Origin of the sequence: Methylobacterium sp. WL1, from assembly GCF_008000895.1 — a bacterium.
GTDB lineage: Bacteria > Pseudomonadota > Alphaproteobacteria > Rhizobiales > Beijerinckiaceae > Methylobacterium.
Map to the genome: position 1 here is coordinate 2,088,440 of NZ_CP042823.1, position 16,256 is coordinate 2,104,695.

A 16,256-nucleotide genomic window follows, 5' to 3' on the forward strand; every position below is an offset into this window, starting at 1 on the left:
CAATCGAACCCCAATCTCAATCGAACCCTAGGAATTCGAACAGGTCGCGGTCCTTCATCGGCAGGGCTTCGCAGGGCTCCCCGCCGGCCCAGAGCGTCTCGGCGAGGCGCATGTACTCGGCCGTGACCGCGTCGAGCTCGGGGGAGGAGTCCATCTCGAACAGGGTCGACTTCTTGAGCCGCGAGCGGCGGACCACGTCGAGATCGGGGAAGTGCGCCAGCCGCTTCAGGCCGACCGCGTCGTTGAACCGGTCGATCTCGTCGGTTTTGGCCGAGCGGTTGGCGATGACGCCGCCGAGCCGCACCGGGTAGTTCTTGGACTTGGCGTGGATCGCCGCCACGATCCGGTTCATCGCGAAAATCGAGTCGAAGTCGTTGGCGGTGACGATCAGCGCACGGTCGGCATGCTGGAGCGGCGAGGCGAAGCCGCCGCAGACCACATCGCCCAGCACGTCGAACACGACGACGTCGGTGTCCTCAAGCAGGTGATGCTCCTTGAGGAGCTTCACGGTCTGGCCGACCACGTAGCCGCCGCAGCCCGTACCCGCGGGCGGGCCGCCGGCCTCGACGCACATCACGCCGTTGTAGCCTTCGACCACGAAGTCCTCGACGCGCAGCTCCTCCGAGTGGAAGTTCACCGCTTCCAGGGCGTCGATGACCGTTGGGGCGAGGCGCTTGGTCAGCGTGAAGGTCGAGTCGTGCTTAGGGTCGCAGCCGATCTGCAGCACCCGCTTGCCGAGCTTCGAGAACGCCACCGACAGGTTCGACGAGGTGGTTGACTTGCCGATGCCGCCCTTGCCGTAGACCGCGAACACCTTCGCGGTCTCGATCTTCAGGTCCGGATCGAGGGCGACCTGGAGGCTGCCTTCTTCCTTCCGGGCAACGACCGGATTACGGATGGCGATGTTCATGCGGCGACTCCTGTGGTGACGCCCTCGAGACGATCTTCCAGTTCCTCCTCGGCCCGGTCGAGGGCGTCCCGCATCTCTGCGTTCGGAGTCCAGAAGCCGCGCCGGTGTGCCTCGATCAGCCGTTGGGCGACCTTGGCGGAGGCGGTGGGGTTGAGGGAAGCCATGCGCTCGCGCATGGCCGGGTCGAGCACGTAGGTCTCGGTGATCCGCTCGTAGATCCAGGGCTGGACCGCGTTGGCGGTGGCCGACCAGCCGACCGTGTTGGTCAGGTGGGATTCAATCTGGCGCACGCCCTCATAGCCGTGTCCGAGCAGGCCCTCGTACCATTTCGGGTTGAGCATGCGGGTGCGCGTCTCAAGCGCCACCTGCTCCTCCAGGGAGCGCACGCGCCCCTCCCCGCGGGTCTGGTCGCTGATGTAGATCGGCACCGCTTCGCCGCGGGCGCGGGCCACCGCCCGGCCCATGCCGCCCAGGCCGTCGAAGTAGTGGTCCACCGAGGTGACGCCGACCTCGACCGAGTCGAGATTCTGGTAGGCCATGTCGACGGAGGCCAGCACCGTCTTCATCAGGTCCCGCTGCGGCGTGGGCTTGCCCGTGCGGCCATACGCGAAGCTCTTGCGGCGCGAGAACGTCTCGCACAGCTCGGCATCGTCGTCCCAGGCCCCCGAATCGACCAAGTGGTTGACGTTGGCCCCGTAGGCGCCCTCGGCGTTCGAGAAGACCCGTAGCGCAGCGGTTTCCAGGTCGCAGCCCTGCTCCGCCTGGATCGCCAGCGCGTGCTTCCGGACGAAATTCTTTTCCAATGGCTCGTCGGCGGTGGCGGCGAGATAGGAGGCTTCGGCGAGGAGCTTGGTCTGCAAGGGCAGAAGGTCGCGGAAAATGCCCGAGAGGGTGACGACCGCGTCGATCCGCGGGCGGCCGAGGGTCTCTAACGGGATCAGCGCGGCGCCGCTGAGACGGCCGTAACCGTCGAAGCGCGGGGCCGCGCCGATGAGCGCCAGCGCCTGCGCGATTGGGCCGCCCTCGCTCTTGAGGTTATCAGTCCCCCACAGGACCAAGGCCACGCTCTCGGGATAGGGTTTGCCGTCCGCAGCGAAGCGCTCGAGGATGCGCTCGACCTGCCGGGCGCCGTCGGCGACCGCGAAGGTCGACGGCAAGCGGTACGGGTCGAAGCCGTGGATGTTGCGCCCGGTCGGCAGGATCGCGGGGTTGCGCAGAAGGTCGCCTCCGGCCACCGGCGGGATGAAGCGGCCATCGAGCGCCCGCAGCAGGGCCGGGACCTCGTGGTCCCTCGCCAGCAGGGTCTCGGTCCTGGCGAGGTCAGAGAACGCGGTGCGGGTCTCGGGATGCTCGGGCAGCCCGGAGGCCGCGAAGGCATCCTCGATGGCGCCGCCGGCCACCAGGGCGGCGATGCCGGCACGGTCCGGCTTCAGCCCGTGCGAGGCTTCCGCCAGGGCGAGCAGCAGATCGACCCGCTCCTCCTCCGGGACGCCTTGGCCGACCACATGCAGCCCGTGCGGGATCAGGGTCTGCTCCAACTCCTGCACGGCGGACCAGAGGTTGCCGACCCGGACGCCGAGATCGCCGGTCCAGGCCGGCTCGGCGGCGACGAGGTCGAGGGCCGCGCCCTGGTCCTGGATCATCCGGGCGAGGGTCCCACGCTCGGCCGTCGCTTCGAGATCGAGCCCGCGCCAGCGCTCCATCGAGCTCTTCAAGTCGAGCAGCCCGCGGTACAACCCGGCGGTGGCCAGGCTCGGGGTCAGGTAGCTCACCAATGTCGCGGCCGAGCGGCGCTTGGCCAGGGTCCCTTCAGAAGGGTTGTTGGCGGCATAGAGGTAGATGTTTGGCAGTGCCCCGATCATCCGCTCCGGCCAGCAGGCCTCGGACAGTCCGGTCTGCTTGCCGGGCATGAACTCGAGCGCCCCGTGGGTGCCGAAATGCAGCACGGCGTCGGCGGCGAAATCCTCGCGCAGGTAGCGGTAGAAGGCCGAGAACGCGTGGGTCGGCGCGAAGCCGCGCTCGAACAGCAGCCGCATCGGGTCGCCCTCGTAGCCGAAGGCCGGCTGTACGCCGACGAAGACGTTTCCGAACCGGGCGCCCAGCACGAACAGGTCGGCGCCGTTGGTCTGGTGGCGGCCGGGTGCCGGGCCCCACTGGGCCTCGATCTCGGCCAGATATGTCTCCCGGCGCAGGTGGTTCTCGGCCGGGATGCGGGCGTGGACGTTGGCCTGGGTCCCGTAGCGCTTGGCGTTACCCTCGAGGATCCCGTCGCGCAGGGCATCGACGGTCTCCGGAACATCCACGGTGTAGCCCTCCGCCGCCAAGCCCTTCAGGGTGTTGAGCAGCGAAGCGTAGACCGACAGGAACGCCGCCGTGCCGGTGGCGCCGGCATTCGGCGGGAAGTTGAACAGCACCACGGCGAGCTTGCGCTCGGCCTTCGGAGTGCGGCGCAGAGAAACGAGGCTCCGGACACGCTCGGCGAGGCGGGCGACTCGCTCCGGATGGGCGCGCATGTCCCGGGCGTTGTCGCTGCCGGAGGCCGACGAGCGGCCGCCGAACACCATCGGGGCGGTGGCGCCGTCGAGTTCGGGGATCGCGACCATCATGGTCGCCTCCACGGGCGACAGGCCACGCTCGCCCGCCTCCCATTGCTCGATCGTCTGGAACTCCAAAGCCTGCGCGGCGATGTAGGGTACGTCCAGCCGGGCCAGCATCGCCTCGGCGGCGGCGGCGTCGTTGTAGGCCGGGCCGCCGACTAGCGAGAACCCGGTGAGCGACACCAGCGCGTCGATGCGGGCGCGGCCGTCCTGCATGAAGAAGGCGTCCACGGCCGGACGGTTGTCGAGGCCGCTGGCGAAGGCGGGAACCACGTCGAGGCCCCGGGCTTCGAGGGCGGCGATCACACCATCGTAATGGGCGGTGTTGCCGGCCAGCACGTAGCTGCGCATCAGCAGCAGCCCGACGCGGCCTTTCGCGTCGGCGCCGCGGGGCAGCCGGGATGGGTCCTGGCCGATCCGGCCGGCCAAGCGAGGGTGGTAGAGGCCGGTTTCAGGATAGTCGAGTGGGGCCGGCGCGGCCGGTCCGTCGCGCCACGCCGCGCGGGCACCGGCGGCGTAGCGGTGTACCAGGAAGCGGACCAGCGCCGCGACGTTCTCATCCGAGCCGGCGAGCCAGTATTGCAGGGTGAGAAAATAGGCGCGCACATCCTGCGCCGAGCCCGGGATGAAGCGCAGGATCTTCGGCAGTTTGCGCACAAGCGCCATCTGCCGGCCGGCATTGCCCTGCTGGCCCGGCTTGCCGCGCAGCTTCTTCAGAAAGTCGAGGGCGCTGCGCTTGTTGCCGCTCATGTCGAAGCGGCCGAGCTTGGTCGTCTTCACCACCTCGCCGGCGGACAGGCACCCGACCATCGCGTCGCAAGCGTCACGCCGCGCCGCGAGCGCCGGCAGGATCGCCCGGACATGCTCGTCCATGAACAGCATCGCGGAGAGCACGATGTCGGCCTGCGCGATGTCGCTGCGGCAGGCGTCGAGCGAGGCAGGATCGTTGTCCCACTCGGCCGCCGCGTGGAAGTCGAGCACCAGACCCGGCATCTCGGACCGCAGGCGCAGACGCGCCCGCTCCACCGCGCTCGCGAGGTGGTTGTCGAGTGTGACGATGACGACCCGAATCGGCGGCCGGCGCTTGGATGCGTCCGCCTTGGCCGAGCCGGCCGCCAGGCCGGCGGTGAGCGCTCTAGCGGCCATAATGCGCCTTGGCGTCGTAGAGGGTTTCGAGGGTGATGAGCGGCAGCCGCCGCTCACGGGCGAATTTCTCCGTGTTGCTGCGCGCCTTACCGCGCACGAAGAACGGGATTTTCTTCAGCTCTTTCTCGGCCTCGGGCGCCCAGGGCGCGGCCGTGATCACGACGTCTTCGTCCAGGAGGATCGCGGCAGTCGCTGCCGGTGCCGGATCGGCCGCTTCGGATTCCTGCGGCGCGGAGACCGCGAGGGCGTTGCCGCCGAGATGCGAGGGCCCGACGCCGTCGTGGAATTCGGGATCCTCCCGGAACATACCGAGCAGGTGCTCCTCCAGGCCCATCATCAACGGATGGACGAGGGTGTCGAACAGGACGTTGGCGCCCTCGAAACCCATCTGCGGAGCGTAGCGTGCCGGGAAATCCTGGACGTGGATCGGGGCGGAGATCACCGCGCAGGGGATGCCGAGCCGCTTGGCGACGTGGCGCTCCATCTGGGTTCCGAGGACCAACTCGGGGGCGGCGGCGCGGATCGCAGCCTCGACGTCGAGATAATCGTCGGTGATCAGCGCCTCGATGCCGTGCTCGGCGGCCTCGGCCCGAACTTCGCGGGCGAATTCGCGGCTGTAGGTCCCGAGGCCGACGACGGTGAAGCCCAGCTCCCGGGCCGCCATCCTGGCGATGCCGATCGCGTGCGTGGCGTCGCCGAATACGAAGACGCGCTTGCCGGTCAGGTAGGTCGAATCGACAGAACGCGAGTACCACGGGAGCCGCGAGCCAGGGCCCTCGAGGAGCGGTGCCGGATCGAGGCCGGCGAGGCCCGCGATCTCGGCGACGAAGCGGCGCGTGGCGCCGACGCCGAGCGGCACCTCACGGGTGAACGGCTGCCCGAAGCTCTTCTTGAGATACTCGGCCGCGCTGCGGGCGGTCTCCGGGTAGAGCACGACGTTGAAGTCGGCATCCTTGAGGCGACCGAGGTCGGCCGGGCTGGCACCCAGCGGCGCCACCACGTTGACGTCGACCCCGAGCGTATCAAGCAGCCTGCGGATCTCGATCAGGTCGTCGCGGTGGCGAAAGCCGAGCGCCGTCGGGCCGAGGATGTTGCAAAGCGGATGCCGGCCCGGCTCCCGCGCGGGACGCGGTCCGGGCGCTCCGGCGAGCGCCCGGACCAACCGATAGAAGGTCTCGGACGCCCCCCAGTTCTCTTTCTTCTGATAGGCCGGCAGCTCCAGTGGGATCACCGGGATCGGCAGGTTGAGGGCCTTGGCCAGCCCGCCCGGATCGTCCTGGATCAGCTCGGCGGTGCAGGAGGCGCCGACGATCATCGCATGCGGCTGGAAGCGCGCGTAGGCGGCGGCGACCGAGGTCTTGAACAGCTCGGCGGTGTCGCGGCCGAGATCCTGAGCCCGGAAGGTCGTGTAGGTGACGGGCGGGCGGGCATCGCGCCGCTCGATCATCGTGAACAGCAGGTCCGCGTAGGTATCGCCCTGCGGCGCGTGCAGCACGTAGTGAAGTCCGGTCATCGCGGTGGCGATGCGCATCGCGCCGATATGCGGGGGGCCTTCGTAGGTCCAGAGGGTGAGCTGCATCGCCCTACACCTCCAACAGCGCGCGACGCCGGAGCGGACGCGCGAACAATTCGGCGAGGTCGCCGGCCTGCTCGTAGCCCTGCACGGGCGTGAACAGCAGCTCGATCGACCACTTGGTCGACAGGCCCTCGGCCTCAAGCGGGTTGGCGAGACCGAGGCCGCAGACTGTGAGGTCCGGACGCGCCGCCCGGCAGCGGTCCATCTGGTCGTCGAGGCTCTGGCCCTCGGTCACGCGGGTCCCCGCCGGCAGCATCTCGATCTCGGCCGCCAGATGCGCCCGGTGCAGGTACGGGGTCCCGACCTCGACGAGTTCCGCACCGAGTTCGCGGGCGAGGAACCGGGCAAGCGGCACTTCGAGCTGGGAGTCGGGGAAGAAGAACACCCGCTTGCCAGTGAGATTTTCGCGGTGGGCCGCAAGCGCGGTCTGAGCCCTGGCGCGACCGGCCGCGGTCGCTGCCGCGAAGGATTCGTCGGTGACGCCGAATGCCTCGGCGGCCGCCTGCAGCCAGCCAGTGGTGCCCTCGGCGCCGAGCGGGAACGGAGCGGCGAGGCGGTGCGCGCCGCGCTCGTCGAGGGCCCGGGCGGTGTCGGCCAGGAACGGCTGGGCCAGCAGGTAGCGGGTGTTCCGCCCGACCGCCGGCATGGCCCCGGCGCGGCGGGCCGGGAGGAACCGGACGTCCGTGATCCCCATCGCAGAGAACATCCGGACGAACTGGTCCTCGACCACGTCGGCCAGCGCGCCGACGATCAGGAGCGAGGGCTCCGCTTCGGAGGATGACCGGGGCAGCTCCGGCACGAGGGCGGCCAGGCAGGCATCCTCTCCCTGCGTGAAGGTCGTCTCGATGCCGGAGCCGGAATAGTTCAGCACCCGCACCGGTGCGAGGCGTCCCGACAGGCGCTGGGCCGCCCGGGACAGGTCGAGCTTGATCACCTCGGACGGGCAGGAGCCCACCAGGAACAGCAGCTTGATGTCCGGACGGCGCTCGATCAGCCGGGTGACGACCCGGTCGAGCTCCTCGTTGGCGTCGGCGATGCCGGCGAGGTCGCGCTCGTCGATGATCGCGGTAGCAAAGCGCGGCTCTGCGAAGATCATCACCCCGGCGGCCGACTGGATCAGGTGGGCACAGGTGCGCGAGCCGACGACCAGAAAGAACGCATCCTGGATCTTCCGGTGCAGCCAGACGATGCCGGTGAGCCCGCAGAACACCGCGCGCTGGCCGTGCTCCTGATGGAGGTCGATGCCGCCGCAGGCGGCCGACGTTGCAGTGACGGGGGGCTGGACGGGCGCGTTCACGACAGCGCCTCCGCCAGATGCGGCCCGCCGGCGCCGGTGCCCTCCAGGCGGGCGGCCCGGAGCTTGAGCAGAAACTGACCGGCGTTGATCACGTAGGTGGCGTAGGCCGCCAGAGCGAGGATCAGCAGGGCCCGCTCAGCCAGCGCGCCAGTGACCAACGCGGCGAGGTAGGCAGTGTGGAGCGCCAGCACCAGCATGCTGACCACATCCTCCCAGAAGAAGGCCGGCGCGAACAACCAGCGGTCGAACACGACCTTTTCCCAGATCGAGCCCGTCACCATGATTGCGTAGAGCGCCACAGTCTTGGCCACGACCGAGATCTGAGCGGCGAGCAGGCCTTGCCCAGTGGCGAGCGCCCGCAGCACCAGGGCCAGACTCATCAGGAAAATCAGGAATTGTAGCGGGGCGAGCAGTCCTTGCACCAGCGTCCAGGGCGAGGCGTCGCGCCTCTGCCGCTGGGCGGACGTGTAGAGCGGTCGTGATGGCCGGTCCCCGGGACCCATGCATCCGCTCCCCTGTGCTCGGCGACGCCCGTCGGGTGTCGTCGTTGGCAGAGGCTAGGGCCCAGGCACCAAAAGTGTCAAGTGCGCTTGACGCTTCGTTCCGGTGACATCGAGTTTGATATATTTTCTTTGTTCCAAGTCATTGCCAAGATCGACGGCTCAGGTATCGTTCCGAACGCTGGTCGATGCCTTCCGTGGCTTGGCTGGTTCGATTCGAGGATCTGCGACGACGAAGACTTGAGAAGATCGGCGGGCAACGCCGCACTCGACGCGCTTGCGGAACCGCCGGCCCACCTGGGCCGGGGCCGCTTCTGGGAGGGATGCCTATGGGAGACTGGAGGCATTTCGGCGAGCGTCTGGATCCGGGTCCGATCGCTGGCGGTTGCGGCGCGATCGGCGATGGCCTGTCGGCCTACGGCGACGGGCCGCGGGTGCGCCACCAAGCCATCCCGCGCCCCTCCCCCGACGACAAGGCGGTACCGGACGCGCTGGCCCGCCTGGTCGAGGCGGAGATCCTGCCCCGCCTGATGATGGCCCACCGGCCGGTCGGGCGCCGGGCCCAGAGCGACCGGGCGCCCAGCCCGCAGGAGATCGCGGCCTTCAGCGCCCTGCTGCTGGCCCCCGGGCCGATCGACCTGGACGGCCAGGTCGCGTCTCTGCGCGAGGGCGGGCTGCCGCTGCCGCGCCTGCTGCTCGACCTGCTCGCCCCGGCGGCGCGCCATCTCGGGGAACTCTGGGAGGAGGACGCCTGCGATTTCCTGGCCGTGACCGAGGGGCTCGGCCGGCTGCAGGCGGTGAGCCGGCGCCTCTGCGCCCAGCTCGAGGACGAGACCGTGCCGGCCAACGGCCGCAGCGTGCTGCTGCTGCCCTGCCCGGGCGAGACCCACCATTTCGGCCTGTCGATCGTCGCGAGCTTCTTCCGCGAGGCCGGCTGGGACGTGACCACGGCGGTCCCCGGCCCCGGGGTCGATCCCCTGACCCTGCTGCGCGCGGAGTGGTTCGACGTGGTCGGCCTGTCCCTGTCCTGCGACGTGTTCCTGCCGGCGCTGTCCGGCACCGTGACGGATGTCCGGAAGGCCTCCTGCAATCCAGAGGTCCGGGTCATCGTCGGCGGCCCGTATTTCGCGCGCTACGGCGGCGAGGCGGGCATCGTCGGGGCGGATGCGTGCGCTCCGGACGGCTGCTTGGCGCCGGCAACCGCAGAAGCCTTGCTGGACAGACGGGCCATGGCCTGCTGAAAGGGGCAAAATTTTCAACTCTCACGTAATGGTGATCGTGACGCCCCAGCCTCACCCCACCCCGCAGCCGCCGCCCCAGGCGCTGCTCCAGGTGGCCGGCCACCTCGACGGAGAGGCGGTCGGACGTCTCGTCGCGGCATCGGCCGACCTGTCCCTGGTGGTGGATGCCGACGGGGTGATTCGGGATGCCACGGCGGCGGCCGACCTCGACGCCGAGAACATCCCCGGCTGGCTCGGGCGGCGCTGGATCGACACCGTGACGATCGAGAGCCGGCCGAAGGTCGACGCGCTGCTGCGCGACGCCCAGACCGGCGGCATCACCCGCTGGCGGCAGATCAACCACCCCTCCCCCAGCGGCGTCGACCTGCCGATCCGCTACGCCTCCCTGCGTTCGGTGGAGGGCGGCCCGATCCTGATCCTCGGCCGGGACATGCGGGCGGTGGCCGCGCTCCAGCGCCGGCTGACCGACGCCCAGCAGGCCCTGGAGCGCGACTACGACCGCCTGCGCGCCGCCGAGACCCGGTACCGGCTGCTGTTCCAGATCTCCGGCGAGCCGGTGCTGGTGCTCGATGCCGGCACCCGCCGGGTGATCGAGGCGAACCCGCCGCCGCGCGCCTGCTCGGCCGCCCGGCCAAGCGGCTGGCCGGCCAGGACGCGGTCGACCTGTTCGAGGCGGGCAGCGCCCGCTCCCTGGAGGCGCAGTTCGCCGCCCTGCGGGCGACCGGGCAGGCCGGCGAGTTGCGCGCCGCGCTGCCGCACGGGCGCGGCGAGGTCACGGTCTCGGTGTCGCTGTTCCGCGGCGAGGGGGGCCCGAGCGCGCTGATGCGGATCGTGGCCGATTCGGCCGCCGCCGAGGTCGGCTCCGACCAAGAGGCGCCGACCCGCGCGGTGATCGAGGCGATGCCCGAGGGCTTCGTGGTCACCGATTCGGCCCGCCGGGTCCTGATGGCCAACGCCGCCTTCCTGGAGCTGGCGCAGCTTGCCACCGAGAGCCAGGCCCGGGGCCGCACCCTCGACCAGTGGCTCGGCCGCGAGGATACCGAGGCGCAGGCCCTGTTCGCCAGCCTGGTGGACCACGGCTCCGTGCGTCGCTTCGCCACCGTGATCCGCGGCACCTATGGCGGCGTCGAGGATGTCGAGGTCGCCGCCGTCTCGGTGCCCGGGTCCCGCCCGTGCCTCGGCTTCGCGATCCGCTCCGCCCCGCGTCGGATCCCGGAGGGGCGGCTCGCCGGCAGCCGCGACGTGCCGCGCTCGGTGGAGCAGATGGCCGAGCTGGTCGGCCGGGTCTCGATGAAGACCCTGGTCCGCGAGACCACCGACCTGATCGAGAAGCTGTGCATCGAGGCGGCCCTGCGGATCACCCGGGACAACCGCGCCTCCGCGGCCGAGATGCTCGGCCTCAGCCGCCAGGGCCTCTACGCCAAGATGCGTCGCTACGGCGTCGGCGACCTCGACTCGCCGGCCGAGGACGCGTGATTCTTTTTGACCTGGGGAAGGCGCGGCTGACGGCTGCGTCCAGCGGGCTTGGCTGAAAGCACAGACAAGACAACGGTTTACTCCGCCGGATAGGGGTGGCGCTTCACACGGGATGAGGGCGATGACCGGACGCGGGCGCGTCTCCCTCCCCCTCTGCGCCGTGGGTTAGACAGGTCGGAAGATCCATCTCCCAGGGTTTGATCCCCCATCTGTGATAGCCCGCGCCGTCAGTCCGGGGCGCCGCAGGCGAGCCCGAAGCCCAGAAACGCTGTCGATGCAAGAGGTTGGTACGTCTGCGTCTCTGGATCCCGGGCTCCGCTGCGCGGCCCCGGATGACGGTGCGTGGCTGTACCGGTCAAGCCGACATCCGATGAAGACCGGGCCTTCCGCCCCGAGCAGAGATCGGAATTCCAAGCTCTCCAGCCCGGAGGCCGCATTGGGGGAGGGAGAGCGCCTGTCGGTTGCGATGCGCCGTCTCCGGCCGCCATGAACGATCCGGACCACGTTCCGTAAATCTGCAACCCGGCACGGGATAGGGGTTGTCGCCTTCTCCGACAGCCGGTGCGTGAACGGCCGCGAGCCGTCCGATCCGCATCACCCCGAGGGCGGACGGTCCCCCGCATCCGTGCCATACGCATCCCGAGCGCACGCCGCGCGACAGCGAACGTCGAGCATGGCCACCATCACGTCGCTGCCGAACCGGTTCCTCAACGCCGTGAAGCGGTCGTTCCGGCAATTCCTCGCCCTGCCGCTCGCCACCGTGCTCGGCTTCGTGGGATTGAACGCCCTGATCTATCTCGCCGACCGGTCGTGGTCCGCCGGGCAGGCGCCGGCGGGGTTCCGGTGGCTCGGCGACCTGCTGGGCGACAGTGCCGCCCTGGGCAGCCTGCTGACCACCGTGGCGTCGAGCATCATCACGGTGACGTCGATCACCTTCTCCCTTCTGCTCATCGCCGTGCAGCAGGGCGCGGCCGCGCTCACCGCCCAGGTGACCGACCAGTTCATGGCCCGGCGCACCAACCAGTTCTACTTCGGGTATTTCGTCGGCCTGTCGGTCTTCGTCCTGATGACCCTCGTGACCAATACAGGCTTTCACCGGCCGGTGTTCGGTACATCCCTGGCCCTGGTGCTGACCACTTCGGCGCTCTGCCTGATCATCGTGATGATCTACAACACGATCGACCAGATGCGGCCCGCCCAGATCATCCAGTTCATCCACGGCCGCGTGCTGGAGGCCAGGGCGACCGATCTGCGCCGGCTCGCCGCGACGCGCAGGACCGCCCGGGGCGATTGGCCGGTCGTCGCCGTGATCCGCTCCCGCGAGTGCGGCTACATCGTCGACCTCGACCTCGAACGGATCCAGGCGGCCCTGGACCGGCATGCAGGCGGGGCCGTGGAGATCGAGTTCGAGATCGCGGTCGGGACCTATCGGGCCCTGCACGATCCGCTGTTCCGGCTGCGCGGCCGGCCCGGCGCGCCGCTCGAAGCGGCGGCGCGCGAGGCCGTCGTCGGGGAGGCGCTGAAGGCGCTGTCCTACGATGACGGGCGCGACCTCCGGAACGATGCCACCTACGGTCTGCACCAGCTCGCCACCATTGCGTGGACCTCGGTGTCCACGTCGAAGTCGAATCCCAGCCCGGGGCTCTCGGTCATCCAGGCCCTGCGGGACATCATCGCGCACTGGGGCGACGGCGCGACCGCAACGGGCGAGGATGCGCGATCCGGCATCGTGTATGGCGATGCCGCCCCGATCGCGGCCACCGACGCCCTGGAGGCCGTGATCCTGGTGGCCTCGGAATCGATGCAGTCCCAGACGCTTGCCGAAGCCCTCACCAGCGTGGCGATCCTGCTGCGCCATGTCGATCCGGCCACCGCGGCCCGGCTCGCCGACGTCGCCAGCCGGGCGCTGTCGAGCCTCGGCGAGCATGTCCTGACCCGCCAGCTCGAAGCCGCCCTGGCCGACCTTACGGAGGCGCTGCGGGCACGCGGCTTCGCCGCCGTGGCGGGCGCCGTGTCCGACGCCGCGTCCGGGCTGGCGGAAAGCCTGGGCCGGCTCAACTCCCGGTCGACCCGCGTGCCCGGCACGGTCTCGTAGCGGTGCCTGCGATCCGGGCTGTTACGCCTGCGCTTCCTGCGCGGCGGACCGGATTTCATCTTCGAGCGGCGGCTGGGCCGATGCAGCCGCGGCCCGTCATCCCGGGGCCGCGCAGCGGAGCCCGGGATCCAGGGACGCCGACGTGGCAAGCTCTTGCACCGACGGCAGTTCTGGGTTCCGGGCTCGCCTCCGGCGCCCCGGAATGACGGCGCGGGTCTTGAGGCCTGAGGTATCGATCCTCAGGGGATGAATCGTCCGGAGGGCATAGTCCGTCGGTTGCCAGGGAGGAGAGCCGGACGAGCCTCGCTCGAAGGCGATGTGGGGACGCGTTAGCCCGCACGGATGCCCCCGCGCGCATCGATGCAAGTCCTTTGCACGACACGTCTTTTGGAGTCCCCGGGGAAGCGCGCCAGGTTCGATGATCGGCTCCGGCATCCCGGGCCGGCAAGGACATGGCGGGCTCGTATGGATCATGCGGCGAGAATCATGGGATTGCTGCAGATCACAGGTAGCATTCGCAGCGCTCTTCCGAGGCCATGCCGGAATATGTGATCTTGTATTCAATTCGTTGCAGTATCGCAGGGCGAAGCCTGACGAAAATTTGATCGACGACTGAGAATTATCTCTGTGTCTGCGTGGTTTTCCGCCGTGCATTCCGGGATCGATTGTGCAAAATCGAGTTGTCGGCGACGAGCCAGCACCGCCCGCGCCGACGTCCATTCCCCTCGATCCGTCGGCGCGGGTGTCTTCAGGTGGCGCCCTGTGCTTCAGCCACGCTGCAATAAAGTGAGGGGCAACCTTCCAGCCTCGTGGCGCAAGCCCGGGGCTGTTTTTCGTTCAGGGCGCGGTCGGTCCATCCGCTGCGGTCGATGCCGGATGCGGGGCCCCGGCCGGTTCACGGGCCGCCAGACTGCGCGCTGCCGCGTCTGGCGCCTCGTGAGCGTGCGGGATTCACGAAGAATTGGCACCGTCAGACTTCGCGGAGTTCACGAAGGCTGGCCCGCATCGGCCCGGATCGACCCGTTCCCGCGCACAGTCGAGCGGTCGCTGATCGCGCCTTCGTGTTCGGGATAGACTGATAATGGATTTTGTATTCGTAAACTTCGGCGGACCTCGTTCGCCAAGCCGGCGCGACACGTTTTCGCCAAGTGTAAATCCAGCTTGACACGCTCGGCGGCCCCGGTAGCCTGCGTCCATGGCCGCCACGCCCGCACCGAGCGCAGTCGTCGAGCTACTCAAGCCCCTCACCTGGTTCGCGCCGATGTGGGCGTTCGCCTGCGGGGTGATCTCGTCCGGGCAGCCGGCCCACGGGCAGTGGCCGGTGATCGCCGCGGGAATCGTGCTCGCCGGGCCGCTGGTCTGCGCGACGAGCCAGGCGACGAACGACTGGTTCGACCGGCACGTCGATGCGATCAACGAGCCGAACCGGCCGATCCCGTCCGGGCGCATCCCGGGCCGCTGGGGCCTCTACCTGGCATTGGGCTGGACCCTGCTGTCGCTGCTGGTCGCGGCGGCTTTGGGGCCCTGGATCCTCGGGGCCGCCCTGTTCGGCCTGGTCCTGGCCTGGATTTATTCCGCGCCGCCCCTGCGTCTCAAAAAAAACGGGTGGTGGGGGAATGCCGCGGTGGGGCTCTGCTACGAGGGCCTGCCCTGGTTCACCGGGGCCGCCGTGATGGCCGCCGCCCTGCCCGACCGGCGGGTGCTGCTGGTCGCCCTGCTGTATTCCATCGGCGCCCACGGGATCATGACGCTCAACGACTTCAAGTCCGTGGAGGGCGACCGGCGCATGGGGCTGAGGTCCCTGCCGGTGCAGATGGGCTCGGACCGGGCCGCCCGCTTCGCCTGCCTGGTCATGGCGGTGCCGCAGGTGGTGGTGATCGGGCTGCTGGTCGCCTGGGAGCGCGAGGCCCACGCCGCCCTGGTGGCGGCGTTGCTCGCCGGGCAGCTCGCCCTGATGGTCCGGTTCCTGAAGAGCCCGCGCGAGCGGGCGGCCTGGTACAACGGCACCGGCACGACCCTCTACGTGCTCGGCATGCTGGTCGCCGCCTTCGCGCTGCGGCCTCTGGTGGGAGGGGCGTGATGCGGCAATCCGGTTCGAGCGCGGGTGAGACGACCCTGGGCGGGCCCCAGATCGTCCGCCTCGGCCTGGTCCAGACCGCCCTGGGCAGCGTCGTCGTGCTGATGACCGCGACGCTGAACCGGGTGATGGTGGTGGAGCTGGCGCTCCCCGCCCTGGTGCCGGGCTTTCTGGTCGCCCTGCACTACGCCGCGCAGGTTCTGCGCCCGCGCTGGGGCTACGGCTCCGACCGGAGCGGGACCCGGACCCCCTGGATCGTCGGCGGCATGGCCGCGCTCTGCCTTGGCGGGTTCGGGGCGGCCTGCGGCACGGCGCTCGCCGCCACCGACCTCGTGCTCGGCCTCGCGCTGGCCGCCCTGTCGTTCCTGTGCGTCGGGATCGGGGCCGGGGCCGCCGGGACCTCCTTGCTCGTCCTGCTCTCGGGGGGCGTCGCGCCGGCCCGGCGCGGGGCGGCGGCCACCATCGTGTGGGTGATGATGATCCTGGGCTTCGCCTTGACGGCGCCGCTCGCCGGGCACTTTTTGGATCCGTTCTCCGGCCTGCGGCTGGTCGCCGTGTCGGGCACGGTCTCGGCGATCGCGTTCTGCGTCGCGGTGCTGGCGCTGATCGGGGTCGAGCGACGCCTGCCCGCCCGGGCGCCCGAGCCCGCGGCGGCCAAAAAACCGTTCTTCACGGTGCTGGTCCAGGTGCTTGCCGATCCGGTGGCGCGGACCTTCACGATCTTCGTGTTCGTCTCGATGCTGGCCTACAGCGCCCAGGAGCTGATCCTGGAGCCCTATGCCGGGCTGGTCTTCGCCATGAGCCCGGGGGCCACCACCAAGCTCGCCGGGCTCCAGCACGGCGGCGTGCTCGCCGGGATGCTGCTGGTGGCCGGCGTCACGCTGGCGGCGCGCGGCACCGCGCTGGCCTCCCTGCGGCTCTGGATCGCGCTCGGCTGCGCCGGCTCGGCCGCCGCCCTGTTCGCGCTCGCCGCCGGCGGCGGCGTCGTCCCCTGCGCCCGGTGGTGTTCGCGTTGGGGTCGCCAACGGCGCCTACGCGGTCGCCGCCATCGGGTCGATGATGGCGCTCGCCGGCCGCGGCGACGCACGGGAGCGCGGCACCCGCATGGGGGTCTGGGGCGCGGCCCAGGGCATCGCGTTCGGGGCCGGCGGATTCCTGGGCGCGGCCGCGGTGGATCTGGTGCGGCTCTTCACGGCCCAGCCGGTCCAGGCCTACGCCGCCGTCTTCGCCGCCGAGGGGGTGCTGTTCCTCGTCGCGGTGGTGCTGGCCCTGCGGCTCGAGCCCGTCCGGGCTCCCGCTCGGGGCGCGATCCCGCTCAATCCCATCCTCGGCGCGAGGTGA

8 protein-coding genes and 2 pseudogenes are annotated in these 16,256 nt (G+C 70.1%); 5 read left to right on the forward strand and 5 right to left on the reverse strand.

What is annotated here, in order from left to right:
- Positions 1 to 16: 16 nt before the first annotated feature.
- From bchL to bchF, 5 genes are read right to left on the reverse strand one after another with little or no spacing between them, the layout of a single operon-like run.
- A complete protein-coding gene (gene bchL / locus FVA80_RS10310) occupies positions 17 to 910 on the reverse strand; it encodes a ferredoxin:protochlorophyllide reductase (ATP-dependent) iron-sulfur ATP-binding protein (protein ID WP_147909140.1) in 894 nt (297 codons plus the stop codon).
- Complete coding sequence (locus tag FVA80_RS10315; RefSeq protein WP_246692346.1) at positions 907 to 4,653, reverse strand: magnesium chelatase subunit H; 3,747 nt, start codon at positions 4,651 to 4,653, stop codon at positions 907 to 909. The genes bchL and FVA80_RS10315 overlap by 4 nt, the downstream gene beginning before the upstream one ends.
- Entirely contained in the window at positions 4,643 to 6,232 is a 1,590-nt protein-coding gene (gene bchB, locus FVA80_RS10320) for a ferredoxin:protochlorophyllide reductase (ATP-dependent) subunit B (protein ID WP_147909139.1), read from the reverse strand. The genes FVA80_RS10315 and bchB overlap by 11 nt, the downstream gene beginning before the upstream one ends.
- A gap of 4 nt (positions 6,233 to 6,236) precedes the next feature.
- Positions 6,237 to 7,472: a ferredoxin:protochlorophyllide reductase (ATP-dependent) subunit N gene (locus FVA80_RS10325; RefSeq protein WP_147909151.1), complete on the reverse strand. Its 1,236-nt coding sequence runs from the start codon at positions 7,470 to 7,472 to the stop codon at positions 6,237 to 6,239.
- A 50-nt stretch (positions 7,473 to 7,522) separates the two neighbouring features.
- Entirely contained in the window at positions 7,523 to 8,029 is a 507-nt protein-coding gene (bchF, locus tag FVA80_RS10330; RefSeq protein ID WP_147909138.1) for a 2-vinyl bacteriochlorophyllide hydratase, read from the reverse strand.
- Positions 8,030 to 8,355: 326 nt separating this feature from the next.
- Here bchF and FVA80_RS10335 point away from each other — a divergent pair, with 326 nt between their 5' ends.
- From FVA80_RS10335 to FVA80_RS10355, 5 genes and pseudogenes are all read left to right on the forward strand, one after another.
- Positions 8,356 to 9,267: a cobalamin B12-binding domain-containing protein gene (locus tag FVA80_RS10335; RefSeq protein ID WP_147909137.1), complete on the forward strand. Its 912-nt coding sequence runs from the start codon at positions 8,356 to 8,358 to the stop codon at positions 9,265 to 9,267.
- 28 nt (positions 9,268 to 9,295) lie between these two features.
- Positions 9,296 to 10,743: pseudogene (gene ppsR / locus FVA80_RS10340) on the forward strand (transcriptional regulator PpsR).
- Positions 10,744 to 11,416: 673 nt separating this feature from the next.
- Positions 11,417 to 12,838, forward strand: a complete 1,422-nt coding sequence (locus FVA80_RS10345) for a DUF2254 family protein (protein ID WP_147909135.1) — start codon at positions 11,417 to 11,419, stop codon at positions 12,836 to 12,838.
- Positions 12,839 to 14,033: 1,195 nt separating this feature from the next.
- Complete coding sequence (gene chlG / locus FVA80_RS10350) at positions 14,034 to 14,918, forward strand: chlorophyll synthase ChlG (RefSeq protein WP_147909134.1); 885 nt, start codon at positions 14,034 to 14,036, stop codon at positions 14,916 to 14,918.
- Positions 14,918 to 16,256, forward strand: a pseudogene (locus FVA80_RS10355) (BCD family MFS transporter). The gene chlG and the pseudogene FVA80_RS10355 overlap by 1 nt, the downstream one beginning before the upstream one ends.

What these genes read in the sequence shown, in the direction of transcription:
- bchL (WP_147909140.1), bottom strand. Translation starts at nt 910, where the DNA reads ATGAACATCGCCATCCGTAATCCGGTCGTTGCCCGGAAGGAAGAAGGC.
- FVA80_RS10315 (WP_246692346.1), bottom strand. Translation starts at nt 4,653, where the DNA reads ATGGCCGCTAGAGCGCTCACCGCCGGCCTGGCGGCCGGCTCGGCCAAG.
- bchB (WP_147909139.1), bottom strand. Translation starts at nt 6,232, where the DNA reads ATGCAGCTCACCCTCTGGACCTACGAAGGCCCCCCGCATATCGGCGCG.
- bchF (WP_147909138.1), bottom strand. Translation starts at nt 8,029, where the DNA reads ATGGGTCCCGGGGACCGGCCATCACGACCGCTCTACACGTCCGCCCAG.
- FVA80_RS10335 (WP_147909137.1), top strand. Translation starts at nt 8,356, where the DNA reads ATGGGAGACTGGAGGCATTTCGGCGAGCGTCTGGATCCGGGTCCGATC.
- FVA80_RS10345 (WP_147909135.1), top strand. Translation starts at nt 11,417, where the DNA reads ATGGCCACCATCACGTCGCTGCCGAACCGGTTCCTCAACGCCGTGAAG.
- chlG (WP_147909134.1), top strand. Translation starts at nt 14,034, where the DNA reads ATGGCCGCCACGCCCGCACCGAGCGCAGTCGTCGAGCTACTCAAGCCC.